Source organism: Streptomyces sp. NPDC005962 (genome assembly GCF_040629205.1).
Taxonomy (GTDB): domain Bacteria; phylum Actinomycetota; class Actinomycetes; order Streptomycetales; family Streptomycetaceae; genus Streptomyces.
Genome location: NZ_JBEXVE010000029.1, coordinates 19,253 through 44,168, shown reverse-complemented (window position 1 = coordinate 44,168; position 24,916 = coordinate 19,253). Strand labels below are relative to the sequence as shown.

21 protein-coding genes are annotated in these 24,916 nt (G+C 70.4%); 13 read left to right on the top strand and 8 right to left on the bottom strand.

Features of this window, described 5'->3' with window-relative positions:
* The first annotated feature begins 287 nt into the window (after positions 1-287).
* Entirely contained in the window at positions 288-1,814 is a 1,527-nt protein-coding gene (locus tag ABZ370_RS34790) for an SDR family NAD(P)-dependent oxidoreductase (protein ID WP_358629334.1), read from the top strand.
* 5 nt (positions 1,815-1,819) lie between these two features.
* Here the strand turns inward: ABZ370_RS34790 and ABZ370_RS34785 are convergent, their stop codons facing one another.
* Positions 1,820-3,085, bottom strand: coding sequence for an MFS transporter (locus ABZ370_RS34785; protein WP_358629331.1), 1,266 nt, complete (start codon positions 3,083-3,085; stop codon positions 1,820-1,822).
* 243 nt (positions 3,086-3,328) lie between these two features.
* On the opposite strand from ABZ370_RS34785, the gene ABZ370_RS34780 reads away from it, so the two are divergent.
* The 3 genes from ABZ370_RS34780 (at position 3,329) to ABZ370_RS34770 (ending at position 6,913) form a co-directional block, all read left to right on the top strand.
* Positions 3,329-3,574, top strand: coding sequence for an acyl carrier protein (locus tag ABZ370_RS34780; protein WP_358629328.1), 246 nt, complete (start codon positions 3,329-3,331; stop codon positions 3,572-3,574).
* The gene (locus ABZ370_RS34775; RefSeq protein ID WP_358629325.1) at positions 3,571-5,196 is read left to right on the top strand and encodes an HAD-IIIC family phosphatase; all 1,626 of its coding nucleotides are present in this window, start codon (positions 3,571-3,573) and stop codon (positions 5,194-5,196) included. Before ABZ370_RS34780 ends, ABZ370_RS34775 begins: the two co-directional genes overlap by 4 nt.
* Positions 5,197-5,278: 82 nt before the next feature.
* Complete coding sequence (locus ABZ370_RS34770; protein WP_358629322.1) at positions 5,279-6,913, top strand: PQQ-binding-like beta-propeller repeat protein; 1,635 nt, start codon at positions 5,279-5,281, stop codon at positions 6,911-6,913.
* A gap of 67 nt (positions 6,914-6,980) precedes the next feature.
* Here the strand turns inward: ABZ370_RS34770 and ABZ370_RS34765 are convergent, their stop codons facing one another.
* Positions 6,981-7,205: an ACT domain-containing protein gene (locus ABZ370_RS34765; protein ID WP_358629319.1), complete on the bottom strand. Its 225-nt coding sequence runs from the start codon at positions 7,203-7,205 to the stop codon at positions 6,981-6,983.
* 186 nt (positions 7,206-7,391) lie between these two features.
* Between ABZ370_RS34765 and ABZ370_RS34760 the strand changes: the two genes are divergently transcribed.
* Positions 7,392-7,853, top strand: coding sequence for an Lrp/AsnC family transcriptional regulator (locus tag ABZ370_RS34760; protein WP_358629316.1), 462 nt, complete (start codon positions 7,392-7,394; stop codon positions 7,851-7,853).
* A gap of 46 nt (positions 7,854-7,899) precedes the next feature.
* On the opposite strand, the gene ABZ370_RS34755 is transcribed toward ABZ370_RS34760, so the two are convergent.
* Positions 7,900-8,667 carry a FadR/GntR family transcriptional regulator gene (locus ABZ370_RS34755; RefSeq protein WP_358629313.1) on the bottom strand — a complete coding sequence of 256 codons (768 nt, stop codon included), beginning with the start codon at positions 8,665-8,667 and terminating at the stop codon, positions 7,900-7,902.
* Positions 8,664-10,124, bottom strand: coding sequence for an amidase (locus tag ABZ370_RS34750; protein WP_358629310.1), 1,461 nt, complete (start codon positions 10,122-10,124; stop codon positions 8,664-8,666). Before ABZ370_RS34750 ends, ABZ370_RS34755 begins: the two co-directional genes overlap by 4 nt.
* A 191-nt stretch (positions 10,125-10,315) precedes the next feature.
* Here ABZ370_RS34750 and ABZ370_RS34745 point away from each other — a divergent pair, with 191 nt between their 5' ends.
* Genes ABZ370_RS34745 through ABZ370_RS34715 form a run of 7 tightly spaced genes read left to right on the top strand, consistent with a single transcriptional unit; the run spans position 10,316 to position 17,898 of the window.
* Positions 10,316-11,830 carry an ABC transporter substrate-binding protein gene (locus ABZ370_RS34745; RefSeq protein ID WP_358629308.1) on the top strand — a complete coding sequence of 505 codons (1,515 nt, stop codon included), beginning with the start codon at positions 10,316-10,318 and terminating at the stop codon, positions 11,828-11,830.
* Positions 11,831-11,846: 16 nt separating this feature from the next.
* Positions 11,847-12,797: an ABC transporter permease gene (locus ABZ370_RS34740; protein ID WP_358629304.1), complete on the top strand. Its 951-nt coding sequence runs from the start codon at positions 11,847-11,849 to the stop codon at positions 12,795-12,797.
* Positions 12,794-13,672: an ABC transporter permease gene (locus ABZ370_RS34735; RefSeq protein ID WP_358629301.1), complete on the top strand. Its 879-nt coding sequence runs from the start codon at positions 12,794-12,796 to the stop codon at positions 13,670-13,672. Before ABZ370_RS34740 ends, ABZ370_RS34735 begins: the two co-directional genes overlap by 4 nt.
* Positions 13,669-14,733 (top strand): ABC transporter ATP-binding protein, encoded by a 1,065-nt coding sequence (locus ABZ370_RS34730; protein WP_358629298.1) that lies wholly within the window; start codon positions 13,669-13,671, stop codon positions 14,731-14,733. The genes ABZ370_RS34735 and ABZ370_RS34730 overlap by 4 nt, the downstream gene beginning before the upstream one ends.
* Positions 14,726-15,598 carry an ATP-binding cassette domain-containing protein gene (locus tag ABZ370_RS34725; protein WP_358629295.1) on the top strand — a complete coding sequence of 291 codons (873 nt, stop codon included), beginning with the start codon at positions 14,726-14,728 and terminating at the stop codon, positions 15,596-15,598. The genes ABZ370_RS34730 and ABZ370_RS34725 overlap by 8 nt, the downstream gene beginning before the upstream one ends.
* A 7-nt stretch (positions 15,599-15,605) precedes the next feature.
* Positions 15,606-17,093, top strand: a complete 1,488-nt coding sequence (locus ABZ370_RS34720; protein WP_358629292.1) for an aldehyde dehydrogenase family protein — start codon at positions 15,606-15,608, stop codon at positions 17,091-17,093.
* 7 nt (positions 17,094-17,100) lie between these two features.
* The gene (locus ABZ370_RS34715; protein WP_358629289.1) at positions 17,101-17,898 is read left to right on the top strand and encodes an SDR family oxidoreductase; all 798 of its coding nucleotides are present in this window, start codon (positions 17,101-17,103) and stop codon (positions 17,896-17,898) included.
* A 72-nt stretch (positions 17,899-17,970) separates the two neighbouring features.
* Here ABZ370_RS34715 and ABZ370_RS34710 read toward each other — a convergent pair whose 3' ends face one another.
* Positions 17,971-20,238 (bottom strand): arylsulfatase, encoded by a 2,268-nt coding sequence (locus ABZ370_RS34710; RefSeq protein ID WP_358629286.1) that lies wholly within the window; start codon positions 20,236-20,238, stop codon positions 17,971-17,973.
* A 169-nt stretch (positions 20,239-20,407) separates the two neighbouring features.
* Entirely contained in the window at positions 20,408-21,388 is a 981-nt protein-coding gene (locus ABZ370_RS34705; protein ID WP_358629284.1) for a formylglycine-generating enzyme family protein, read from the bottom strand.
* A 146-nt stretch (positions 21,389-21,534) separates the two neighbouring features.
* On the opposite strand from ABZ370_RS34705, the gene ABZ370_RS34700 reads away from it, so the two are divergent.
* On the top strand, positions 21,535-22,371 hold the full coding sequence (locus ABZ370_RS34700) for a pentapeptide repeat-containing protein (RefSeq protein WP_358629281.1): 837 nt from the start codon (positions 21,535-21,537) through the stop codon (positions 22,369-22,371).
* A 15-nt stretch (positions 22,372-22,386) separates the two neighbouring features.
* On the opposite strand, the gene ABZ370_RS34695 is transcribed toward ABZ370_RS34700, so the two are convergent.
* Positions 22,387-23,841: an MFS transporter gene (locus ABZ370_RS34695; RefSeq protein ID WP_358629278.1), complete on the bottom strand. Its 1,455-nt coding sequence runs from the start codon at positions 23,839-23,841 to the stop codon at positions 22,387-22,389.
* Positions 23,838-24,782 carry a nucleoside hydrolase gene (locus ABZ370_RS34690; RefSeq protein ID WP_358629275.1) on the bottom strand — a complete coding sequence of 315 codons (945 nt, stop codon included), beginning with the start codon at positions 24,780-24,782 and terminating at the stop codon, positions 23,838-23,840. The genes ABZ370_RS34695 and ABZ370_RS34690 overlap by 4 nt, the downstream gene beginning before the upstream one ends.
* Positions 24,783-24,916: the final 134 nt, after the last annotated feature.

Here is a 24,916-nt window from a genome sequence, read left to right as displayed (position 1 = left end):
GTGAGTCCCGGGTCATCGGGATTCTGATGGTGCCGGTGCCACTGAAAGCTTTCGTAGGGGCTCGCCTGACGTTGCGTCATGCGTACAGACCTTTCGCCCGCCCAGGCTTTTGGATTCCCGTCGCGCCCATGATGCCGTGCGGCGATCATTTGTCACCACCGTGCACCGTCGCCGTCGTGCCTGTCAGGTGTTCAACTGCTGCCGTGCCGCAGTTGAACGCCCCGGCGTCCGCGATACTCACACCGTTCCGCGGCGTCCGCCCGACGACGCTCATCGGAGGTATTCACGTGCTGCTTTCGGACGACGACGTGGCGCTGTTCGCCCGGGTCAGCGGCGACCGGAACGCGCTGCACCGCTGCCCCGAATACGCCCGGCGCACGCCGTTCGGCCGAACCGTCGCGCACGGTGTCCTCGCGGTCCTGGCGACGCTGGACGAACAGGCACCGGACGAACAGACACCCGGCGAACAGGCGCCGGACACGGCGGGGGTGGCGGCCGTCGAGGCCGACTTCGGCAACCCGGTGTTCCCCGGGGTGCGATACCGCTCCGGCGCGCTCGACGGTGCCCGGAGCGGCGCCGGATACCGGCTGCTCGACGGGGACCGGACCTGCCTGACGGTGCGGGTCCGCCCCGGCTCCCCGCCGGATCTGGAACCGCTTCCCGCGCCGCCCGCGCGGTCGGCGGCCCCGCACACGATCGCGGATCTGCCGCCGGGCACCACGGTGTCCGGTGCGTACGGCCCGGACGGGATCGACGCGCTGTGCGAGCGGTTCCCGTCCGCCTCCCGGCTGCTCGGGCGGACGCCACTGGCCTGCCTGCTGTGGTCGAGCCACCTTGCCGGGATGCGGCTGCCGGGCGAGAACTGCCTCCTCGGACGGGTGGCGCTGCGGTTCCCTCCCGTCACCGCGTCCGGCCCCGCGCGGCTGTCGTACACCGCCCGCGTGATCCATACCGACCACCGGTTCGGGCTGGTGTCGATCACCGGGGAGATCACGGCGGACGGCGAGGTCGTCGCCGAAGCCGAGATCGAGGCGATGGTGCGTACGCCCGCTCCCCTGGCCACGTCGGCCACGCTGGGCACATACCTGAGTCCGTCCGACCGGCTGCGCGGCACCTCGGCCGTGGTCGTCGGCGGCAGCCGCGGGCTGGGCGCGGCCCTGTCCCTGGCTCTGGCGTCGCAGGGGTGCGAGGTCTACGTCGGGCACCGGGGCGGCGCTCTCCCGGACTCCCTGCGGGCCGACGGCGAACGGCTGCCGGGCCGCTTGCACTCCGTACCCGGCGACGCCGCGGACCCGCGCTGGAGCGGCGAGGTGCGCGCCCGCGTCGAGCGCGCCCACGGCCGGCTCGACTACCTGGTGTGCGGCGCGGCCCCGCCCCTGCACACCCTGGGCCTGGCGCCCACCGATCTGGAGCGGATGGACGCGTTCCTGACCGGTTCGCTGCGGCTGGTCAGCGCGCCCATGGCGGGGCTGCTGGACCTCCTGGAGGCCGGTCGGGGCACTTGTCTGGTGATCTCCTCGGCCGCTCTGTGCGAACCGCCCCACGGCTGGCCGCACTACATCGCGGCCAAGTCCGCCGTCGAGGGCCTGGTCCACTGGGCGGCCCGGCACCACCCCGGCGTGGCGTTCCTCCTCGCGCGGCCGGGGATGCTGTGGACCGAAGCGACGAACACGCCCGGCGCCCGGGAGACGGCCGGGCCGGTGGAGCCGGTGGCGGCGGCGCTCGTGCGGCGCATGCTGGACGCCACGCCAGACGGTGCGGTCCCGCAGATCGTCGGCGAGGACGCCCTCAACGCGGTTCCGGCCGACCGGTGACGCGGTCAGACCATGGAGGTCGTGCTCGCGCTCTCCGGTTCCCCTTGGGAGCCGGTGCCGCCCATCCCCCGCACGGCGATGAGCGCGAAGGCGAGGACGACGAAGGCCGCCGCGGAGAAGATGGGAACCGCGCTCGACCCGTCGATGATGCCGAAGACGACACCGGACAGACCGGCGGAGATGGCCGCGATGGCACCGGCCGTGCCCATGACGGAGCCCTGGTGGCTGTCGGCCACGGCCGCCGACATCATGCCCACCAGACCGCTGTAGGAGATGCCGTAGGTGACCGCGCCCACCAGGCACAGGGCGTAGAGCGCGGCCGACGAGCCGGTGAGCGCGGTACCGGCGATGCAGACGGCCATGCCGGCCAGCGCGCCGGTCACCGCGACATGGGGCTTGAGGTACTTCATCGACAGCGGCACCAGGGAGAGGAAGGCGGCCGCGAGGCCGACGCCGACCACCGAGATCAGGTTGGTGACCGCGCGCTGGTCGAAGCCCTCGTTCGCCGTCAGGTACAGGCCGATGAACTGGAAGAAGGCCGTCCAGCCCAGCGACATCAGGAGCAGGACGGCGGAGAGCAGCCTGACCCCGGGGAAGGTGAAGGACTCCATCAGATGCTTCACGGGGTTCGGGAAGGCCATACGCCCCGCGGGCCTGGACGCCGGGGCCTCGCGATAGGCGACGAGCAGGATGAGCAGGTTCAGCAGGGTGGCACCGGCGACGAAGATGAACGGGGTCTTGAGGGTGAACCAGGAGACCAGGGTGGAGTCGCTGAGGTAGCCGCCGATGAGCGGGCCCACCACATACCCGGTCGAGACGCAGAACATGATCAGCCCGATGGAGTTCACCCGGCGTTCCTTCGGCGTGACGTCGAGGATGGCCGCCTGGGCGACCGGCAGGCTGCCGGAGAAGAGGCCGCCGATCACCCGTCCGGCGACGAACAGGTAGGCGTCCCGGCGCAGCATGGCCCAGATGGTCAGCGCGTAGCCCAGCGCCAGCCCCATCAGACACAGCGCCAGGGTTTTCTTGCGGCGGAAGTGGTCCGAGAGAGAGCCGAGCAGCGGTGCGCCGAGGAACATCGCTAAGGAATAGCTGCCGATGGCGACTCCGTAGAACAGGTCACGGGTGCTGGTTCCGCCGCTGCTCATGATGCCGGAATGGGCGTCATAGGAGATCGGAATCAGCACCGGAATGATGAGACTGACACTCAGGTTGTCGATCAGGATGATGAAGTAAAAGGGGATGAGGCTGGCCAACCCGTTTTTGCGCATGGTTCCTTCTTCTTATTCGGTTCGATCGGCACCGGTGGATCGCCAGGCGCCATGGCGGCAGGCGGTGGATTGTATCCGAGGTGATGGCCGCCTCACATGAACGTCTGCCGCCCTGAACGCAGTTGCGGCGTCCGGTAAGCGGTCCTTACGCTCCAGATCCGGCCGTCGGGTGACGGCCGCCCGGGATGCTTCACCTTTCCGCCATACGCGTTGGCCGATCGTGGCCGGAACGAGGGTGTTCTCGTGAGGGAAACGAACGAAGTGGACACGGTGCTGGAGGCGTTCCGCAGCGTACTGGGCCTGGAGGCGGCCGCCCCGGACGTTCCCTTCGCCGCACTCGGCGGGGACTCGATGCGGGCGGTGCGCGTGCTGTCGCGTCTGTGGCGGGAGCTGGGCGTGGAACTGCCGGTGCACGCGCTCGGCAAGGACACCACCGCCGCGGAACTCGCCGAGGCCGTGGGCGCCCATCTGGACGGCCGGGCGGGATGAGCGGCGCGAGGAGTCCGGGAATCGTCCTCGCCGCGACCTTCACCTCGGACGGGCTCGGGGCCGCCATGGCCCGCCTGCTGAAGGGGACGGGCCGCGAGGTTCTGGCCGCGCCGTACGGCCAGGTCGTGGAGGTGCTGCTCGATCCGGGCGGTGTGCTGCTGACCCACGCCGGGGTGAACGTCGTGCTGCTGCGCGTCGAGGACCTGGTCCGGGGCGCCGCGGACCCCTGGGGTGACGACGGGCTCCTGGACGAGCTGCTGTCGGCGCTGTCCGCCGCGCCCACCCGCTCCGCGGCGACCTGGCTGGTGGCCCTGACCCCGCCGTCGCCGGGCGCCCTGGCCGAGCCAGTGGCGGCGCGGTGGATCGACGCCGCCACGCGGCGGATCACCGACGCCGTCGGCCCGCTGCCCGGCGTACACCTCATCTCGCTGGACGACCTCGCCGACCGCTACGACGTGCCGGAGACCCACGACGAGTACGCCGACCGCATCGCCCATCTGCCCTACACCGACGGGTACTTCGATGTGCTGGCCGACCGGCTGGTGCGGATGGCCGCCACGACATGGCACCGGCCCCGCAAGGTCGTGGTGCTCGACTGCGACAACACTCTGTGGGCCGGAGTGTGCGGCGAGGACGGACCGCGCGGGGTGGAGATCGGCCCGGGGCGGCGCGCGGTCCAGGAGTTCATGAGGGACCAGCGCGCCCAGGGCAAGCTGCTGTGCCTGTGCAGCCGTAACGAAGAGGCCGATGTGCGGGCCGTGTTCGCCGAACACCCGGACATGGTCCTCACGATGCGGGACATCACCTCCCACCGGATCGGCTGGGGACCCAAGGCCCGGTATCTGTCCGAGCTCTCCGAGGAGCTGGGGCTCGCGCTGAACTCCTTCGTCTTCGTGGACGACGACGCGGTGGAATGCGCGTCGGTGCGCGCGCAGCTGCCCGAGGTCGCCGTGGTGGAACTGACCCGGGACGCGGACGCCGCGCCGGGCCAGCTGGCCCGGGAGGCGGCCTTCGACCAGCTCACGGTGACGGACGAGGACCGGCTGCGCGCCGACTGGTACGGGGCCGAGCCGGAGCGCCGGGCCCTGGAGCGGTCCGCCGCCGACTACGAGGAGTTCCTGACCCGCTGCGCCATCGAGGTCACGATGGAGCGGCTGTCGGACGCCCTGCTGGAACGGGCGGCCCAACTGACCACCCGCACCACGCAGTTCACCCTCGCGGGCACTCCCTTCACCGTGCCGGGGCTGCGGCAGTCGCTCGACGGCGGCGGCCATGGCTGGATGGTGCGGGTCCGCGATGTCTTCGGCGACTACGGCACGGTCGGCCTCGTGGTGGCCGAGGCCGACGGCGACACCCTGAACGTTCCGGTGTTCCTGCTCAGCTGCCGGGTCCTCAACCGCCGGGTGGAGACGCGGATGCTGCGGCTGCTGAGCGCCGAGGCCCGTGCGCTCGGCTGCCGCACCCTGCGGCTGCCCTACCGGCCCACCCGGCGCAACGCGCCCGCGCGCCACTTCCTCCAGGCGCTCTCCGGCCGGGCCATCGGCGCCGATGACGCCGCGGGCGTGGTCGACGTGCGGACCGCCGACTGGGCCGACGCCTGCGCGGAAGTGTCCGGGCGGTAGCCGGGCAGCCCCCACCACACGTGGCCGGCGACCAGCCGGACACGCCACACAAGGTGTACAGAGGGAACGAGGGAAACACTCCATGAAACCCGGTACGAGCCGACGGCCCGGGCAGGGCCGGAAGCTGTGGCGGCGGCTGGCCGTCGCGGCGGCCACCTGCGCCGCCCTCACCCTGGCGACCGGCGCCCCCGCCGCGAACGGCGCCCCTGCCGCGAACGGCGACGAGCCCGCCCAGTCCAGAAGTGTCCCCGTGCAATCCGAATGGAGCAGCGCGGGGCAGAACAACCACAACACCCACCACGCCGCCACCGAGCGCACCATCGGCCCGGGGAACGTGGGCAGACTGGCGCCGAAGTGGACGTTCACCACCGCGGGCGACGTCTCCGCCACCCCCACCGTCGTGAACGGCACCGTGTACGTGCCCGACTGGGGCGGCAAGCTCTGGGCCATCGACGCCGACAGCGGCAAAGAGGTCTGGTCGAACACCATCACCGGCTACGACGGCATCACCGGCGACATCTCCCGGACCAGCCCCGCGTACTGGAAGGGCAACCTGTACATCGGCACCGGTACGCTGATGACGCCCGAGTCGAAGAGCGCCTACCTCATCTCCATCGACGCCAAGACGGGCGAGAAGCGCTGGAAGACCAAGGTCGACGACGACCCGACGACCGTCATCACCTCCTCCCCCACCGTGGACAACGGCATCATCTACGTGGGCACGTCGTCCAAGGCCTCGACCCTGCACGACGAGCCGAAGTTCCGCGGCTCGGTCCTGGCGATCGACGCGCGCACCGGCAAGATCCTTTGGAAGACCTACACGATTCCCAAGGGCTACACCGGGGCCTCGGTGTGGGGCAGCCAGCCCGTGGTCGACCACAAGACCGGCCTGCTCTACGTGGGCACCGGCAACAACTACACCTCTCCGCCCGGTGTCTGCCTCAACCCCAAGCAGACCGACTGCACGCCACCGGCCGAGGACGACCACTTCGACAGCGTCCTCGCCCTCGATCTGAAGACCGGCAAGCTCAAGTGGGCTCACCACACCCTGACCGCCGACACCTGGATGATGTACCAGCCCAACCAGGCCCCGGACTTCGACTTCGGCTCCGCTCCGAACCTCTACACCACCAAGGTCGGCGGCAAGCGGACCGATCTGCTCGGCGTGGGGCAGAAGAGCGGTGTCTACTACGCCCTCGAACCGGCCACCGGCAAGGTCGTGTGGGAGACACAGGCCGGGCCCGGCGGTCCGCTCGGCGGCATCCTGTGGGGCACCGCCACCGACGGGAAACACATCTTCGCCGGTATCGGCAACGGTGACCACCTCCCCTACACCATCACCGCGGCCGACGGCACGAAGACCACGATCAACAGTGGCTTCTACGTGTCGCTCGACGCCGCCACCGGCGAGATCGAGTGGCAGACCGCCGACCCGCAGGGCAGAGCCGGTCAGTGGCTGGACGACTCCTTCGTGACCAGCGCCAACGGCGTCATGTACGCGGGATCATCCGCACCCGACGGCACCAACATGTACGCCCTGGACGCCGAGACCGGGAAGATCCGGTGGGACTTCGCCAGCGGCGGTTCCGTCTTCGGCGGGCCCGCCGTGGTCGACGGCAGCCTGTACTGGGGCTCCGGCTACTACATCTCCAATGTGGGCGAGGGCCTCAGCGGCCACAACAACAAGCTCTACCGCTTCACCCTCGACGGCCGCTGACCCACGCCCCCGCCACGTGCGCGGCCCGGACCTACCGGTCCGGGCCGCGCCATCCCGTGTGCGCTCGTCACCGCCCCCGGACGACCCTGACGACGTCGGGTGACCGGTTCAGGAACGCGAGGAGCTGCCGCACCCTGATCTCGTCCGCCGTGGCCACCTCGATGGTGATCCTCCGCAACCCGTCGACGGGCGCGGCGACATCCATGGTGCGCACGTCGAACTGGCGATGCGCCAGGATCAACGCGATCCGGGCGACCGCGAGCGGCATGGCGACGGCATCGATTCGCAGCACGGGATTCATGGTTTCGGCAGGGGCGGCACATGGCGCTGATGATGTTGCGGCTGGCATGAGGACACGCTTTCAAGGGTCCGGTCCACGCACAACAAAAGTGCGCACGGCGTTGCGCCACACGCTCCTTCCGGAAAGTCCATCCCGCGGAGAGTGAGCGTTGTGGGAAGCGGTGCTTACACTTGCGGCATGTCGGCACCCGTACATCTCGACTCGGTCGATCTGCAGATCCTGGAGCTGTTGCGGGCCGACGGGCGGCGCACCGTTCGCGACATCGCACGCCTGGTGCAGCTCTCACCGGCACCGGTCCGGCGGCGCATCGCCCGTCTTGAAGAGTCGGGGGTCATCACCGGCTATACGATCACCACGGATCAGGCCAAGCTCGGCCAGGGCCTGCAGGCGGTCACCGAGCTGCGCTTCACGGGCGACACGGATATCCACGACATCGTGGAGTTCGCGTCGACGCTGCCGGAGGTCGACGAGGTGCTGACGCTCACCGGCGATGTGGACGCACTCGTCCGGTTGCATGTCGACAGCGTCGACGACCTGCAGAAAGTGGTCAATCGTCTGCGGCGCAAGGGGGCCGGTGTGCTGCAGACGAAGACGCTGATCGTCATCGACTCCTGGCAACGCGGAACGCCCGTACCGTAAGGTCCGCGCCCCGAGCGCCCTGGGTTGTCCTGGGTGCCCTGAGGTGTCAGGCCTCTTCGTCGTCCATGAGCGCGAGCAGCGGCTCCCGCTCGTCCTCGGGGACGTACCCGGCGTAGTACTCGTAGAGCTTGCGCCGCGAGATGCGGGCCGCGGCCAGGCCGTCCCGCAGCCGGATCGCGTCGAGCACCTCCTGATGGTGCTGGAGCGACTCCCGCATGAGCGCGGTGCTGTTGTGCGCGTGGGCGACCTTGTCCGAGATCAGCGAGAGGACGGCGCCCCGGACCACCTGGTTGCAGACCTCGATGAGGGAGTTGCGGCTCGCGACGGCCACCGCCTCGTGGAACGCCACGTCCGCCGCGCTGAACTCCTCGTACCCGGTCTCGATCGCGTCCGCCATGACGGCGAGCGTCCGCTCCATGGCGGACAGCTCCTCCTCGGACCGCAGCCGCGCCGCCAGCATGCTCGCCGAACCGTCGAGGATCATGCGGAAGGAGATCAGCTCGGCCATCGACATGTTGTCGAACTGGACGAGCCGGGTCATCTCCTTGGTCAGCCGGGCCGAGGAGAACGGCAGGATCTCCGGGCCGTTCGGGTCACCCGGGCGCGAGCGGACGAGGCCGTTGCTCTCCAGCACCCGCAAGGCCTCGCGCACGGTGGGGCGGCTCGCTCCGAACTGCGTCACCAACTCGCGCTCGCTGGGCAGCCGTTGCCCCGGCTTCAGGTCACCGCGCGCGATCGCCTGCTCGATCTGCTCGACGATGCGCTCGTAGAGCCGTACCGGCGAGACCTGCCGGAACTGTGCCCCGTCACTCAAGGTTTCTCCCCTTCGAGGGTGGTCGATGTGGTCTTCTCCGCCGTGTGCGCGCCGGGGATGTGGTCCGGCCAGCGCGGGACCGCCTCGGCGGGCCGGTTCCGTTCGTACCACGCCGCCGCCCTCAGAACGCCGAGATCGTCGAAACGACGGCCCGCGATCTGCACCCCGATGGGACGGCCGTCCGCCGTCAGACCGCAGTTGACGGTCGCCGCGGGCTGGCCCGACATGTTGTACGGCGCGGTGAAGCCGATGTGGGCCATGGTCCTGGCGTCCCCCGAGAACGGCATCGGCTGCTCGGCGGGAAACGCCGCCACCGGAGCCACCGGCGAGAGCACCAGATCGTAGGGGACCGTCGCCGCCACGGTCCGCGCCTGGATGCCCATGATCTGCTGGTAGCACTGGAGCACCCTCGTGCCCGGCACGTCCGCGCCTCCCTGGCACCACCGGATGATGTGGGGGTGGACGCGCAGCCGGGCCTCGGGCGTCAGCTCGCGGAAGTCGTTCCAGGACCGCACCCGCCAGAACAGGTCCAGGTCGTCCAGGAGTTCCTGGGTCAGAAACGGCTCGACGGGCTCCACGACGGCTCCCGCCGCCTCGAAGACCGCGGCGGCACGCTTCACCGCGGCGAGGAGCTCGGCGTCGCACGGCTCCCCGCAGCCCGCCTCCAGGTGTACTCCCACCCGCAGTCCGCGCACCTCGCCGTCCAGCGCCGACCAGTCGATGTCCTGTGGTGGCAGGCTCGACCAGTCCCGGGGGTCCGGTTGGCTCAGGACCCGCATGAGCAGGGCCGCGTCCGCCACGGTGCGCGTCAGGGGTCCGGCGGCGCGCCCCAGGTACGGGGCGTCCAGCGGAATCCGTCCGTAGCTGGGCTTGAGCGTGGCGAGGCCCAGCCAGGTGCCGGGCAGCCGGATCGATCCCCCGATGTCGGTGCCGACGTGGAGCGGCCCATATCCCCCGGCGGCCGCGGCCCCCGCACCGGAGCTGGAACCGCCGGTGGTCCAGTCGGGGTTCCAGGGGCTGCGTGAGATGCCGTGGCGGCTGGAGACCCCCGAGGAGAGCATGCCCCAGTCCGGCATCACGGTCGACCCGAGTACCACCCCGCCGGATTCGGCGACCCGCGCGGTGATGGGCGCGTCCGCCTCGGGGACGACCGGTTCGGTCCCCGCGTTTCCGGAGGGCATGGGGACGCCCCTGCGGGCGACGTTCTCCTTCAGGGTCACGGGGACGCCGTCGATGGGCCCGAGCGGCTCCCCCGCGGCCCATCGGGCCTCGCTGGCCTGGGCCGCCTTGCGGGATTCATCCGGGTCCCGCACCCAGAACGCGTTGAGCACACTCTCGCGCGCCTCGATCACCGCTTGGACGGCGTCGTGGACCTCGACCGGCGACAGCGTGCGGTCGGCGAATCCGGCCACCATTTCGACGGCCGGTATGGCGGCCAGGCCTTGTTCCGTCGGCACCCGCACTCTCCTTCGCTCGCGATACCCGGGGTATTCGCACCCTTGACAAGGACAGCTTCAATCGACACGGTACCTGACAAGTGAGCTTACTGGTCAGGCCAGTGACAGCGGAAGGTGGCGCCCATGACGGACACCACGGTCGTGCGGCTCGCCGTCATTCTGCACACGATGGAGAGCCGGGGGCCGCACATATGAGACGTACCAGGCGGCTGACGCGGCACACCGGGATGGTCGCGGCCATGCTCGCGTGTCTGCCGCTGGCAGCCTGCTCGGCCGGGTCCACGGCCACCGGCAGCGCCGGGAAGAACTCCCTGAACATCGGCCTCACCGCCGAACCGGCCAACTTCGACTTCACCAAAACCGAGGGTGCCGCCATTCCGCAGGCGCTGCTCAACAACGTCTACGAAAACCTGGTGAAGCTGGACCAGTCCGGCAAGGTCCGGCCCCAGCTGGCCACGTCATGGAGCCTGTCGAAGGACCGCAGGACGTACACGTTCCAGCTGGTGAAGAACGCCAAGTTCAGCGATGGCGCCCCGTTCACGGCCGAGGACGCCAAGTTCTCCATCGACCGCGTCCCGACCGACTGGACACTGGTGCAGAAGGCCCAGATGGACGTCGTCGACACGGTGCGGGCGGTGTCGCCCACCGAGCTGAAGGTCACCCTGAAACGGCCCAGCAACGACTGGCTCTACCGGATGACCACCCGCGTGGGCGCGATGTTCAGCCGGACCGGCGTGAAGAAGCTGGCCACCGAGCCGGTGGGCACCGGCCCGTATGTGGTGAAGAGGTGGAACCGCGGCGACTCGATCACCCTGGCCCGCCGTGATGGCTACTGGGGGCGCGAACCGTACTTCAAGTCGGTCACCCTCAAGTACTTCAAAGATCCGACGGCCATGAACAACGCGCTGCTCACCGGCACCATCAACGTGATCGGCCAGATGCAGTCCCCGGATTCCCTGTACCGCTTCGAGAACAACCCGAAGTACAAGGTCATCGAGGGCACGACCAACGGCGAGGTGGTCCTCTCCCTCAACAACGGTTCGGGCCCGATGAAGAATCCGAAGGCCCGGCAGGCAGTCCGCTACGCCATCGATCACAAGGCGCTGATGGACACCTGCTGGGGAGGGCGCGGCAAGCTCATCGGCAGCATGGTCCCGCCGACCGACCCGTGGTACCAGAACCTCACGAACCAGTATCCGTACGACCGCGACAAGGCGAAGAAGCTCCTGAAGGAGTCCGGCCAGGCGGGCCGTACGCTGCGGTTGCGGCTTCCGACGCTGCCGTACGCCACCGCGTGCGGCACCGTGGTCAAGAGCCAGCTCGAACAGGCCGGGTTCAAGGTCAAGCTCGATCAGCTGGAGTTTCCCGCCGCCTGGCTGACCACCGTGTTCAAGAGCGCGGACTACGACATGTCCATCATCGGCCATGTGGAGCCCCGCGACATGCAGACGGTGTTCGGGGCCAAGACCGCGTACACCCGCTACGACAACCCCGAGTTCCGCGCGTTGCTGAAGAAGGCGGACCAGGGCTCCCAGCGGGAGCAGATCACCTCCATGCGGGCGGCTGCCCGGCTGCTGTCCAAGGACGCCGCGGCCGACTGGCTGTTCCTGCTGCCGAACCTGATGGTGGCGGACAAGAGCATCACCGGTCTGCCGGTGAACTCCGTGTCCGAGTCACTGGATCTCACCGGCCTGGGCCGGTCATGAAAGGCGGACCCAACCGATGATCGTCCGTCTTCTGCAGCGGATCGCGATCCTGCTGGCCAGCCTGGTCGTGAGCTCGGTCGTGGTGTTCGCGTTCATGGCGGTGCTGCCGGGCGACCCGGCCCGCGTCGCCCTCGGGACCAGCGCGTCGGACACGGCGGTGGCGCAACTGCGCGGCCAGTTCGGGCTCGACCGGCCGCTCGTGGCGCAGTACCTGAGCTGGGTCCACGGTCTGGTGACCTTCGACCCGGGGAACTCGTACATCTCCCACGCGCCGATCGGCCCGCAGATCGCCGACCGGCTCCAGGTCACCCTGTGGCTCGTCGGCACGGGAATGGTGCTCGCCGTCATCCTGGCGGTCCCCATGGGCACGCTGATGGCGGTGCGGCACCGCAAGGCCTCCGGGCTCCTTCTCTCGGCCGTGTCCCAAGTCGGCGTGGCGGTCCCGGCTTTCCTCGCGGGCATCCTGCTGATCACCGTGTTCGCGGTGGGGCTCGGATGGCTTCCGGCGAACGGCTGGACACCCCCGGTGCAGGACCCGGTCCTGTTCCTCAAACAGCTGGTGATGCCCGCGCTGTCCCTCGGTCTTGTGCAGGCGGCCGTGCTCACCCGCTATGTCCGCAGCGCCGTGCTCGATGTTCTCCGGGAGGACTATCTGCGCACCGCTCGCGCCAAAGGGCTGCGCCCGACGCGGGCCCTGCTGCGGCACGGCCTGCGGAACGCGGCGGTGCCCGTGGTCACCGTCCTGGCGTTGCAGCTCGCCACGCTGCTGGTGGGCTCCGTCGTCATCGAACGGGTCTTCGTCATCCCCGGGCTCGGGAGCCTGCTGCTGGACAGCGTGGCCAACCGGGACCTGGTGGTGGTGCAGGACGTGGTCATGATCATCGCAATGGCGGTGCTGCTCGTGAACTTCCTCGTGGACATGGTCTACCTGGTGATCGACCCGCGACTGAGGGAGCGTGCGTCATGAGTGCTCCGGATACGGAAGCCGCCGTCGCCTCGGCGGTACCCGAAGAGCGTCGTCGGCGCCGCCCGGTGACGGGCAGTCTGCTGGTGGGCGGCCTCATCGTGTCGGTCGTGATCGGCATGGCGCTGCTGTCCTTCGTGTGGACCCCGCACGACCCGACGCTGGTGAACCCCTCGGTGCGGCTGCAGGAGCCGTCGTGGACGTACTGGTTCGGGACGGACAAGTTCGGCCGCGACGTATTGAGCCAGATCCTGATCGGCTCGCGCACCACGCTGTTCGTCGGCTTCGTGGCGGTGGGGGTCGCCGCCCTGATCGGAGTGCCGCTGGGCATCGTCGCCGGAATGGCGCCCGGCTGGTTCGGCGAGCTGCTGATGCGCGGCAACGATCTGCTGCTCGCCTTCCCGGCGCTCCTGCTGGCCATCATGTTCGCCGCCGTGTACGGGGCCGGGACGCTGGTCGCGATGATCGCCATCGGCATCGCGTCCATCCCCAACTTCGCCCGGCTCATCCGCGGCGGCACGCTGCAGGTCATGAAGACCGAATACGTCATCGCCGCCCGCGCGGCGGGCCGCGGACCGTTCGCGATCGGTCTGCGGCACGTCCTGCCCAACGTCAGCAGCCTCATCATCGTGCAGGCGTCGGTCGGATTCGCGATCGCCGTACTCGCCGAAGCCGCGCTGTCCTTCCTGGGCTTCGGCACCCCGCCGCCCACCCCGTCCTGGGGCCGGATGCTGCAGGAGAGCCAGGAGCTGCTGTCGCTGGCCCCGAGGCTCGCCGTGTTCCCGGGCATCGCGATCGCGGTGGCGGTGCTCGGATTCAACCTGCTCGGTGACGGCCTGCGCGACCGTTTCGACCCCAAGCTGGAGGACCGCCGATGACCCCGGCACCCGAGGTGGCACCGGCCTCCGGACCAGAGATCTCCGGACCGGACGAGGTGCTGTCCGTGCGGAACCTCGACGTCACGGTGGGCGGCCGCAAGCTCGTCGAAGACGTCGGCTTCACCATCCGGGCCGGTGAGCGGGTCGGACTGATCGGCGAGTCGGGGTCGGGCAAGTCGCTGACCGCGCTGAGCGTCATGGGCCTGCTCCCCGAGGAGCTGCGGGCCACCGGCTCGGTGCGGCTCGCCGGGGTCGGCCACGACCTGGTGGGCGCCGACGAAGCGCGGATGTCGCGGGTGCGGGGCAAGGAGATCGCCATGGTCTTCCAGGAGCCCATGACCGCGCTCAACCCCACGATGAGGGTCGGACGGCAGATCGCCGAGGTGCTGCTGATCCACCGGACCAGGCCCGACCGCGCGTCCGCCCGGGACGCCGCCGTCGAACTCCTCGCCCAGGTGGGGCTGCCCGACCCCGCGGCCGCCGCGCACGCCTACCCGCACCAGTTCTCCGGCGGCCAGCGGCAGCGCGTGGTGCTGGCCATCGCCCTCGCGAACGACCCCGCGCTCCTGGTCTGCGACGAACCCACCACCGCGCTCGACGTCACGGTGCAGGCGCGGGTGCTCGACCTGATCGTGCGCGGCGTCCAGGACCGCAGGTCGGCCATGCTCTTCATCACCCACGACCTGGCCGTGGTGGCCACCGCCTGCGAGCGGGTCATGGTGATGTACGGCGGGCGGGTGGTCGAGTCCGGCCCGGTCCGGGAGGTGTTCACCCGCCCCCGGCACCGCTACACCCAGGGCCTGATCGGCGCGTCCGACCTGACCGTGGTCGACGACCGCGGCCGGCTGGTCACCATCGGCGGGTCGGTTCCGCCCGCGGGGCGGTTCCCCGCCGGATGCGTCTTCAGGAACAGATGTGCCCAGGCGACCGAGGAGTGCGCCACCCGGCCGGAATGGGTCGCCACCGGGCCGGACTCCGGCTACGCCTGCTTCCACCCGGTGTCCGGGACCGGCGCGTCCGGGACCGGCACCCCGACGACCCAGGAGGCCGGCCGTGGCTGAGCAGCCGACCACCGCTCCCCCCGCCTCCGGGCCACGGTCCGGCCCCGTGGACGCCATCACCGTCCGCGACGTCACCCGCGACTACCGGCGGCCCCGCACCTCGCTGCTCCGCCCCAGCCCGCCGGTGCACGCCCTGCGCGGCGTCAGCTTCGCCATCCCCCAGGGACAGCGGTTCGGCATCGTGGGCGAGTCGGGGTGCGGCAAGTCGACCCTGCTGCGGATTCTGGCCGGGCTCGACCACCCCACCAGCGGCAGCGTCGCCATCGACGGCCGGGACATCACCGGGATCCGGGAGAGACAGCTGAAGTTCGTCCGCGAACGGCTCCAGCTCGTGTTCCAGGACCCGATGAGTTCGCTGGACCCGCGGATGCGCGTGGGCGACATCGTGGCCGAGCCGCTCGTCGCGCAGGGGCACCCGAACCGCAAGGAGCGGGTGGCCGAGCTGCTCGAAGCCGTCGGCCTGCGCGCCGACGCGGCGGACCGCTATCCGCACCAGTTCTCCGGCGGGCAGCGGCAGCGCATCTCGATCGCCCGCGCTCTCGCACCCCGCCCGAAGGTCATCGTGGCCGACGAGCCGGTGAGCGCCCTGGACGTGTCCGTACGGGCCCAGGTGCTCAACCTCATCGCCGACCTCGTCGACGAGCTGTCCCTCACGCTGGTCTTCGTCTCCCACGACCTGTCCGTCGTCCGCCATGTGTGCGACCGGGTCGCGGTCATGCACGCCGGACAGATCGTGGAGACCGGGTCCACGGAGCAGGTGTACGAGGCACCCCAGCATCCCTACACACGCAGGCTGATCGCCGCCGTTCCGACTCTGGGCAAGGCACTGTCCGGAGTGTCGGCGGCCGACCTCAACCGGGAGTAGACCGACCGTGACTGCCCACGTCCAGCCCACCGAAAGCCCCGTGGCGCGGGAGTTTCCCGAGGGGCTTCCCCTCGGCGACCACTGGGTGGAGGCACCCGCCACCGAGGAGGTCCGCTTCCCCTACGACGGGACGCTCGTCGCCCACGCCCCCGTCGGGGACACCGGCCTCGCACACCACGCGGTGGAGGCGGCCCTCGCGGTCCGCGAGCAGGTCGGCCGGCTCCCCTCGCACACCCGCAGAGCCGCGCTGCTCGCCACTCACGAGGCGATCGCCGACCGGCGCGCGGACTTCGAGCGGCTGCTGGTCCTGGAGACCGGCAAGCCACTGGTCGACTGCCGTGTCGAGGTGGACCGCACCCTGCTGACCCTGCTGACGGCGGCCGAGGAAGTGGCCCGGCTGCACGGGGAGACGGTGCCGCTGGACCTGCTGCCCTCGGGTGAGGGGCTGCTCGGCTTCTGGACCCGCAAGCCGATCGGTGTGGTGGTCGGCATCTCGGGCTTCAACTACCCGCTGCTGCTCGCCGCGCACAAGCTCGCGCCCTCGCTGGCCGCCGGGTGCCCGGCCATCGCCAAGCCCGCCCCGCAGACGCCGCTGGCCACCCTGTGGCTGGTGCACCTCCTGCGCGAGGCGCTGCGCGCCCACGGCGCGCCGCGGGCCGCGGTGCAGCTGGTGACCGGGGGTCCCGAGGTGGGCGTCGCGCTGACCACCGACCGGCGGATCGGGGCGGTGTCCTTCACCGGTTCCGCCGCCGTGGGCCACCGGATCGCCCGGGACGCGGCCCCCACCAAGGTGCTGCTCGAACTCGGCTCCAACGCCGCCCTGGTGGTGGCCGCCGACGCCGACCTCGACGCCGCCGCCGACGCGGTGGTACGCGGCGGCTACTACGCGTCGGGCCAGGCGTGCATCAGCGTGCAGCGGGTCATCGTGGTGGACGCCGTGCGGGAGGAGTTCGTGGCCCGCCTGACGGAGCGCGTGGCGCGGGTGGCCATGGGCGATCCCCGCGATCCGGCGACACGTGTCTCCGCGCTCATCGACGAGCGGTCGACCGAGCGGGTGTGCGCGTGGCTGGACGAGGCCGTGGAGGCGGGGGCGTCGCTGGTGGCCGGGGGCAAGGTCACCGACGGGGTGATCGAACCCGCCGTGCTGCTCGACGTGGACGACGCGCTGGCCCTCTGGGACGAGGAAGTCTTCGGCCCGGTGGTCGCCGTACGGTCCGTCCCCGATCTGGAGACGGCCTTCGACATGGTCAACGCCTCGCGCTACGGACTGCAAGCGAGCGTCTACACCAGCGCCCTCGACACCGCGTTCGCCGCTCTGGACCGCCTGGAGGTGGGCGGAGTGGTCGTCAACGAGGTGCCCGGCTTCCGGTCCGACGTCATGCCGTACGGCGGTGTGAAGGACTCCGGGGCCGGACGGGAGGGTCCGAGGTTCGCCATCGAAGAGCTGACCGTGACCCGCATGGCAGTGATCCGCCCGACGACAACGAAGCCGTGAGGACCACATGCAAGCTAACGACCGCACCGACGCGGTGGACGCGTACTCCCGCCTGTTCCGGCTCGACGGCCGCAAGGCCGTCGTGGTGGGCGCGGGCAGCGGGATCGGCCGTGAGAGCGCCTTGGCGCTCGCCGCGCACGGCGCCACCGTGGTGTGCGCCGACCGCGACCTGACGGCGGCCGAGGAGTCGGCGTCGATGGGGCCGAACCTCCTCCCGTACGCGCTCGACGTGCTCGACGGGGAGGCGGTGGCGCGCGCCGCCGAGGAGCTCGGCCCCGTCGACGTGCTCGTCTTCACCGCCGCGACGAACGTGCGCAAGTCCCTGCTCGACTACACGGCGGAGGAATTCGAGCGGGTCGTGGCGCTCAATCTGCGCGCGTCCTTCGACCTGGTGCGCGCCTTCGGCCGTGGCATGGCCGAACGCGGGGCGGGAAGCATCATCGGCTTCAGCTCGATCCGCGCGGTGTCCGTCGAGCCGGGACAAGGGGTGTACGCGGCCACGAAGGCCGGGCTCGTGCAGATGCTGCGGACCGCGGCGGCCGAGCTGGGCCCGTCGGGCGTACGGGTGAACACCGTCGCCCCGGGCGTCGTGGAAACCCCGCTGACCGCGCAGATCAGGGCCGTACCGGAGTGGTCGGAGGCCTACGCCTCCAAGAGCGCCCTGGGCCGCTGGTCCCGGCCCGACGAGTTGGCCGGCGCCGTCGTCTACCTCGCTTCGGACGCGTCGTCCTTCGTCACGGGGAGCCAGCTCTTCGTGGACGGAGGCTGGACGGCCATCGACGGGCGCTACACACCGCCCAGCTGACCGCGCCTCACGCACACTTCGGGCCCCTCTCCCTCGGGTTGTTCACCCGGGAAGAGGGGCCCGAAGGCCGTTTCAGTCGATGCGCTCGAAGGGCTCCGTGCCCTCTTCGTCCGGCGCGACCGTGAAGACGACCTTCTCCAGCGCCCCGGTGAACGCGAATTCGCCGTCGTAGCTGGGCGAGGAGGGCGACAGGGTGTCCCGGCCGACGTCGAGGCCCTGCCACCCCAGGAAGTGCGGGAGGACCCGCGGAATCTCCTCGGTGCCGACCGGCCTTCCCGATACGTACAGGTGGCCGACGCCCCGCATGTCACCGGTCTTGACGAACGCGAAGGCCAGCTCCGCCGGACCGGTCGGGAGTTCCTCCGCCGAGGTCACCGTGTACCGGGTGCCGAGGAAGTTGTACTCGTAGACCAGCCGGTTGTCCTTCACGTACAGCACATAGCCGCTGCTGATGCTGCCCAGGGACACCAGCACACCCTCGTCCGACGCGGTCGCCCGGTCGACGTAGGCGGTGATGCGGTGCGCGCGGTTCATCACCGGTGGCACCGCGGCGATGGGCAGATGGGCCATGCCGGGGTAGTAGGTGAAGGTGGTGCGCATGCGCGGCGAGCCGGGACGCGGAATCTTCGCCCGGTACGCGAACCCCTGGTCGTCCAGCGGCAGCACACCGTACTTCCCCGCCTCCACCCAGAACCGGGCGAGCATCTTCTGCAATTGCTCGGGCCGCTCCTGCGCCAGGTCGTGGCATTCCGAGAAGTCGGTGTCGTGGTGGTACAGCTCCCACTGGTCCTCGTCGAAGGGCGTTCCGCGCTGGTGGAACGCGACGGCCTTCCAGCCGTCGTGCCAGATCGCGCGGTGCCCGAACATCTCGAAGTACTGGGCTTCCTTGCGCGTCGGCGCGGTCGGCGAGCCGAAGGTGTACGCCATGCTCACGCCGTGGACGGGCAGTTGCGGGATGCCGTTGTAGACCACGGGAGCCCGCACACCGAGCACGTCGAAGAGGGTCGGGAGGAGGTCGGTGACATGGTGGAACTGCTGCCTGACCTCGCCGGTGCGCGGCAGCCCGCGGGGCCAGTTCACGATGAGCGGGCAGCGGACACCGCCCTCGTGGGTGTTCTGCTTGTAGCGCTTGAACGGCGTGTTGCCCGCCTGCGCCCAGCCCCACGGGTAGTTGGCGTGGGCGCGGGTGGTGCCGATGTCGTCGATCCGCGCGACCATCTCCTCGAAGTCCTCGGGGATGCCGTTCTGGAACGCGGTGGGGTTGAGCGACCCCTTCTGCCCGCCTTCCTGACTGGCCCCGTTGTCCGAGAGCAGGATGGTGATGGTGTTCTCCATCTGGCCTATCCGCTCCAGGAACTCCATGAGCCGGCCGATGTGGTAGTCGGTGTGGTCGACCATCGCCGCGTACGCCTCCTGGAGGCGTACGGACAGCTTCTTCTCGTCGTCCGACAGCTCGTCGAACGGAACGACTCCGGGGTTGCGCGGCGCCAGGTCGGTGCCGGGTGGCAGGATGCCGCGTTCGATCTGGCGGGCGTGCCGGGTGGCGCGCTCGGCGTCCCAGCCGTGGTCGAACCGGCCCCGGTACTTGTCCAGGTATTCCTGCGGAGCCTGGTGCGGGGCGTGGGCCGCGCCGAACGCCAGGTAGAGGAAGAAGGGCTTGTCCGGAGTGACCGATGTCTGGTCGCGGACGAATTCGATCGACCGGTCGACCAGGTCCTCACTGAGGTGGTAGCCCTCTTCCGGGGTCTTCGGCGGGTCGACGGCGTGGTTGTCGTAGAACAGCTCCGGATAGAAGCTGTCCGTCTCGGCTTCCAGGAATCCGTAGTAGCGCTCGAATCCGCGGGACAGCGGCCACTGGGTGTACGGCCCGGACGGGGTGGTCTGCTCCATCGGCGCCAGATGCCACTTGCCCACGGCCATGGTGTTGAAGCCGTTGTCGCGCAGCACCTCGGGCATGGTCGCGGCCGCCGTGGTGATGCGGCCGCGGCCGCTGGGGAAGCCGGTGTCGAAGTTGGACAGCATCCGCATGCCGACGGAGTGGTGGTTCCGGCCGGTCAGCAGGCAGGCGCGGGTCGGCGAACACAGCGTGGTGGTGTGGAAGTTCGCGTAGCGCAGGCCGTCGTTGGCAAGGGCGTCCATGGCCGGGGTGTCGATGTCCGAGCCGAAGCAGCCGAGGTCGGAGAAGCCGACGTCGTCGAGGACGATGACCACGACATTGGGCGTGTCCTCGGGGAGCGTCTGCTGCTCCGGCCACCACGGGGTCGACTCCTCGTAGGTGGTGCCGATCGTGCCTTGGAAGGTCCCGCTCGCGGACGGCGGATGCGGGGAGGCGTTGGTCATCCAGGACGCTCCTTTGCGTGGCATTCGCGCGCCGTGTCGGCAGCGGGCCCGCAGTCTCCGAGGAAGGATCTGTGTTAACTGGTTTTACCAGTAATCTGCGCGCAAGTTTCGCCCGCTCCGTTGCCTGTGTCAACCACTGAGGCCCTCGTCCGGGGCCCGGGCGGACGGGTCAGCGGGGCAGGTCCGCCGCGCAGCGGAACCCCATGTGTCCGGTGCTGCTGTCGGGTGTGTTGGACGTGCGCGCGGCCACGCGGTAGCGGTTGCAGTACGACGCGTGGCACAGGTAGGAGCCGCCGCGGATCACCTTCGCCTCCCCGGTGGGAGGCCCGGCCGGGTCCTCGCGGGCCTCCGGGCGGTCGGCCGCGTGCCATGTGGTGCTCCACCAGTCGGAACACCACTCCCACACATTGCCCGAGGTGTTGTACAGGCCGAGGTTGTTGGCTCGGTACGCCTTGACGGGCGCGGTCCCCAGATACCCGTCCTCGCCCGTGTTGACCTGCGGGAACTTCCCCTGCCAGATGTTGCAGCGGTGCTGCCCCCGGGGCAGCAGCTCATCCCCCCAGGGGAAGCGGGAGCGTTCCAGACCGCCCCGCGCCGCCCTCTCCCACTCCGCCTCCGTGGGCAGGCGCTTGCCCGCCCAGTGCGCGTAGGCGGACGCGTCACGCCAGGAGACATGGACGACGGGATGGTTCGACAGGTCGGTCCATGACGACCCCGGCCCGTAGGGGGCCCGCCAGCACGCCCCGTCGACCCCGAGCCACCACGGCGCCTGCGCCACCGTGCCGTCGCGCACGCTGCGCCGGGCGCCGGGGAGGACGAGTGCGTAGAACACGAACGACCAGCCGTGGCGCTCGGCGTCGGTCCGGTAGCCGCTGCTGCGCACGAACGCCGCGAACTGCCTGTTGGTGACGGCCGTCGCGTCGATGAGGAACGGCGACAGCCGCACCGCCCGGACCGGGCCTTCACCGTCCTCGGGAAACGCGTCGGCGTCGTCACCGCCCATCGCGTACGTACCGCCGGGGATGCGCAGCATGGCGCGCAGCCCCTGCTCCCGGTCCCGCTCCGGGGCCAGGGGCCCCGGAGCGGTGGACGGCTGCTCGGGGTTCTCCTGGCCGCCCCCTGAGCTGGGGGCGCAACATGCGCCTGACATGGTTCCTCCGACCGTGGCCGCTGTTTCCGTGAGCCCGAGCGTACGGCCCGCCGCGGCCGCGAGCGCCCGCGCACCGTCGCGGGCTCCGCACGGGGGAAAATGGGTGGTAGCCGACCAACGCCCGCCGTACCAGGAGAGTTACCGCCTTGTCAGAGCACACCACCCACACCACCCACACCGCCCACCCCGACCTGCAAGCCGACTGCGGGAACTGCTTCGGCCTGTGCTGCGTGGCGCTGCCCTTCGCGCGCTCGGCGGACTTCGCCGCGAACAAGGCCGCGGGCACCCCCTGCGGCAACCTCCAGGAGGACTTCCGCTGCGGCATCCATGACCGGCTGCGCGACAGCGGCTACCCGGGCTGCACGGTGTTCGACTGCTTCGGGGCAGGGCAGAAGGTCTCCCAGGTCACCTTCGAGGGCCGCAGCTGGCGCGAGAAGCCGGACTCGGCCCGCACGATGTACGAGGTGTTCCCCGTCATGCGGCAGCTGCACGAGCTGCTGCGGTACACCGCCGACGCGGCGGACCTCGCGGCGGCCCGGCCCGTCCACCGGGATCTGCGCCGGGCCTACGACCAGCTCGACGCGCTGACCCGGGACACCCCCGAAACCCTCCTCGCCGTGGACGTGGCGGCGCTGCGCGAGGAGGTGAACACGCTGCTGCTGCGCGCGAGCGAACTCGCCCGCGCCGCCGTGCCCGGCAAGAAGAGGAACCACCGGGGGGCCGACCTCATGGGCGCGCGCCTGCGCGGCGCCAAGCTGCGCGGGGCCAGCCTGCGGGGCGCCTGTCTCATCGCCGCCGACCTCTCCGGCGCCGACCTGCGCACCGCCGACCTGATCGGCGCCGACCTGCGCGACGCCAACCTGTGCGGCACGGATCTGACCGGCGCCCTCTTCGTCACCCAGCCCCAGCTCAACGCGGCCAGGGGCGACCAGGCGACCAGAATCCCGGCGAGCCTCGAACGCCCGGCCCACTGGGCCTCCTGAAGGCCGACGCCCCGTCTAACGCGCCGCCTCCGCCTCCACCGGCTTGGGGATGAGGAAGGACGTCACAAAGGCGGCGGCGATGAGTACGGCTCCGGTGACGATGCCCGCACCGTATCCGGTGGTGGACGTCTTGTCCGCGGGCTCGGCGGCGGTCTGCGCGGCGTAGACGAGGGCGAAGCTGAGGCCCGCGCCGAGATTGAAGGCGCCCGCGTTCAGGCCCGGCAGGAAGCCGGGGTTCTCCTGCGGGGACAGGACGATGCCGAGACCGTTGAGGACGATGTTGCCCACGCCCGCGTACGTGATGCCGATGAGGACCGACGCCGCCAGGAGGAGCGGGCGGGAGCCGGTGTTCAGGGTGAGGAGCATCAGAGCGAGGGTGGCGGCCGAGCCGATGAGACCGAGGCGCAGGAGGCGGCCGTAGCCGTGCGTGGCGGCGAGGCGCCCGGCGAGAGGGCCCATGGCCAGGCCCGCGAGCGCGTACGGGATCAGGGTCCACCAGGCGGACTGTTCGGCGGTCATGCCGAAGCCCGCCTGCCCGTCCTGGGCGAAGGCGGGGATCATGCCGTTCATGACGGCGAACACGCCCGTCATGGTGAGCACGGTGGTCAGCAGCAGTGCCCAGGTGGAGCGCTGCCGGAGGTGGCGGGTGGCGACCAGGGGGTGGCTGCTGCGGTCCTCGGTGCGCCAGAACAGGGCGAAGGCCAGGGCGGTGACGACGAACAGGGCGGCGACGAGCGGCCAGTTGGCGTCGCCGAGCTTCCCGGCCTCGTTCAGGGCGATCAGGGCCGCTCCCACCGAGACGACCAGGAGGGCGACCCCGGGCCAGTCCATGCGGCTTTCGGTGGCCCTGGTGGCGACCGACTCGGGGGTGAGGGTGGCGACCAGGACGGTGGCGAGTGCGGCGACGGCGGCCATGGTCCAGAAGATGGACGGGAAGCCGTGGTGGTCGGCGAGGTATCCGCCCGCGAGGGAGTCGACGCCTGCGATGCCTCCGTTGACGGCGGTGATGATGCCGAGCAGGGTGCCGTACTTCTTCGGTTCGTGGACTTCGTCGCGCAGCATGATCAGGCAGAGCGGCACGGTGGGTCCGGATACGCCCTGGACGACGCGGCCCGCGAACAGCACGGGGATGCTCCCGGCGAGTGCGGCCGTCACACAGCCGACGACCATGAGCGCCAGCATTCCGGCCAGGACCCGGCGTCGGCCGATGAGGTCGCCCAGACGGGGCAGGAAGAGCGAGAAGAGGGCCGCCGAGGTGAAGAACGCGGTCTGGGTCAGGCCGACTTCGGCCGATGTCGCCCCGAGGGAGTCCTCGATGTCCTTCAGGGCGGGGCTGAGCATGCTCGCGTTGAGCTGAAAGGCGAAGCAGGCCGTCAGAAGTGCGGTGACCAGGACCCAGATCCGGACAGGGCGTTCGCCGCTCGGGGCGGCGGCCGGGGCGAGGGCCGGGCCGGTGGAGGGGGTGTTCATGCGCGTACGTCACCGATCCGCTCGAGGGCGTCCACGATCAGGTCCCAGAAACGCTGGTGGTCGAGGCTGACCGCGACCTGGGTGTGGCAGTCGTCGGGGGCGGGTCCGCGGAGGTCGGCGACGGTCATGCCGAGGGTGAGGGTGCCGATGAGTTCGACGTCCACGGGGGCCTTGCGGACCGTCATGACGGTGGGGTCGATGACGTACGCGACGGCGCACGGGTCGTGCACCGGGGGGTGTTCGAAGCCCTGTTCCTTGAGGTACATGGCGCCGAAGAAGTCCAGGAGTTCGTTGACGAAGGTGGCGGGCGCGGTGCCGACCCGGGCGATGCGGTCGGTGACCTCCGGGGTGGCGAGGGCCTGGTGGGTGAGGTCGAGCCCGACCATGGTGACCGGCCAGCTCTCGTTGAAGACGATGTGGGCGGCCTCGGGGTCGATCTTGATGTTGAACTCGGCGACGGGGCTCCAGTTGCCCGTGTGGTAGCCGCCGCCCATCAGGGCGACCTCCCGTACGCGCTGGGCGATACGGGGCTCCTTGCGCACGGCCAGGGCGATGTTGGTCAGGCCCGCGGTGGGAACGATGGTGATCTCACCGGGCTCGTGAGCCATCACCGTGTCGATGATGAGGTCGACGGCGTGGCGGGGGTCCAGGGCCAGGGTGGGCTCGGGCATCACAGGGCCGTCGATACCGCTCTCGCCATGGATGTCGGCGGCTGTTTCGACGGTGCGCACCAGCGGGCGGGGACAGCCCGCGGCGAAGGGGACACCGGTGATGTCCGCGATACGGGCGACCGAGAGGGCGTTGCGGGTGACCTTCTCCAGCGTCTGGTTGCCGACGACGGTGGTGACGGCGACCAGCTCGACGTCGGGGTTGCCGTGCGCCAGGAGCATGGCGATCGCGTCGTCATGCCCCGGGTCGCAGTCAAGGATGATCTTTCGCACTGGTTCCCTCTTGAATCGTGTTGAACGCCGAAGCCGACACGGGGAGGTCCGCACCCCGAGCTGTCAGCTTCACACCGTAACGCGATAGGGTCCGCCGCGTTTCACCGCGCCACCTGCGGCGATGGCGCGGTATT

Excerpts from the sequence above, each read along its gene's own strand:
- ABZ370_RS34775 (WP_358629325.1), top strand. The coding sequence starts at position 3,571 with ATGAGCGGCGCGAGGAGTCCGGGAATCGTCCTCGCCGCGACCTTCACC.
- ABZ370_RS34715 (WP_358629289.1), top strand. The coding sequence starts at position 17,101 with ATGCAAGCTAACGACCGCACCGACGCGGTGGACGCGTACTCCCGCCTG.
- ABZ370_RS34760 (WP_358629316.1), top strand. The coding sequence starts at position 7,392 with ATGTCGGCACCCGTACATCTCGACTCGGTCGATCTGCAGATCCTGGAG.
- ABZ370_RS34785 (WP_358629331.1), bottom strand. The coding sequence starts at position 3,085 with ATGCGCAAAAACGGGTTGGCCAGCCTCATCCCCTTTTACTTCATCATC.
- ABZ370_RS34770 (WP_358629322.1), top strand. The coding sequence starts at position 5,279 with ATGAAACCCGGTACGAGCCGACGGCCCGGGCAGGGCCGGAAGCTGTGG.
- ABZ370_RS34695 (WP_358629278.1), bottom strand. The coding sequence starts at position 23,841 with ATGAACACCCCCTCCACCGGCCCGGCCCTCGCCCCGGCCGCCGCCCCG.
- ABZ370_RS34740 (WP_358629304.1), top strand. The coding sequence starts at position 11,847 with ATGATCGTCCGTCTTCTGCAGCGGATCGCGATCCTGCTGGCCAGCCTG.
- ABZ370_RS34705 (WP_358629284.1), bottom strand. The coding sequence starts at position 21,388 with ATGTCAGGCGCATGTTGCGCCCCCAGCTCAGGGGGCGGCCAGGAGAAC.
- ABZ370_RS34745 (WP_358629308.1), top strand. The coding sequence starts at position 10,316 with ATGAGACGTACCAGGCGGCTGACGCGGCACACCGGGATGGTCGCGGCC.
- ABZ370_RS34735 (WP_358629301.1), top strand. The coding sequence starts at position 12,794 with ATGAGTGCTCCGGATACGGAAGCCGCCGTCGCCTCGGCGGTACCCGAA.
- ABZ370_RS34710 (WP_358629286.1), bottom strand. The coding sequence starts at position 20,238 with ATGACCAACGCCTCCCCGCATCCGCCGTCCGCGAGCGGGACCTTCCAA.
- ABZ370_RS34730 (WP_358629298.1), top strand. The coding sequence starts at position 13,669 with ATGACCCCGGCACCCGAGGTGGCACCGGCCTCCGGACCAGAGATCTCC.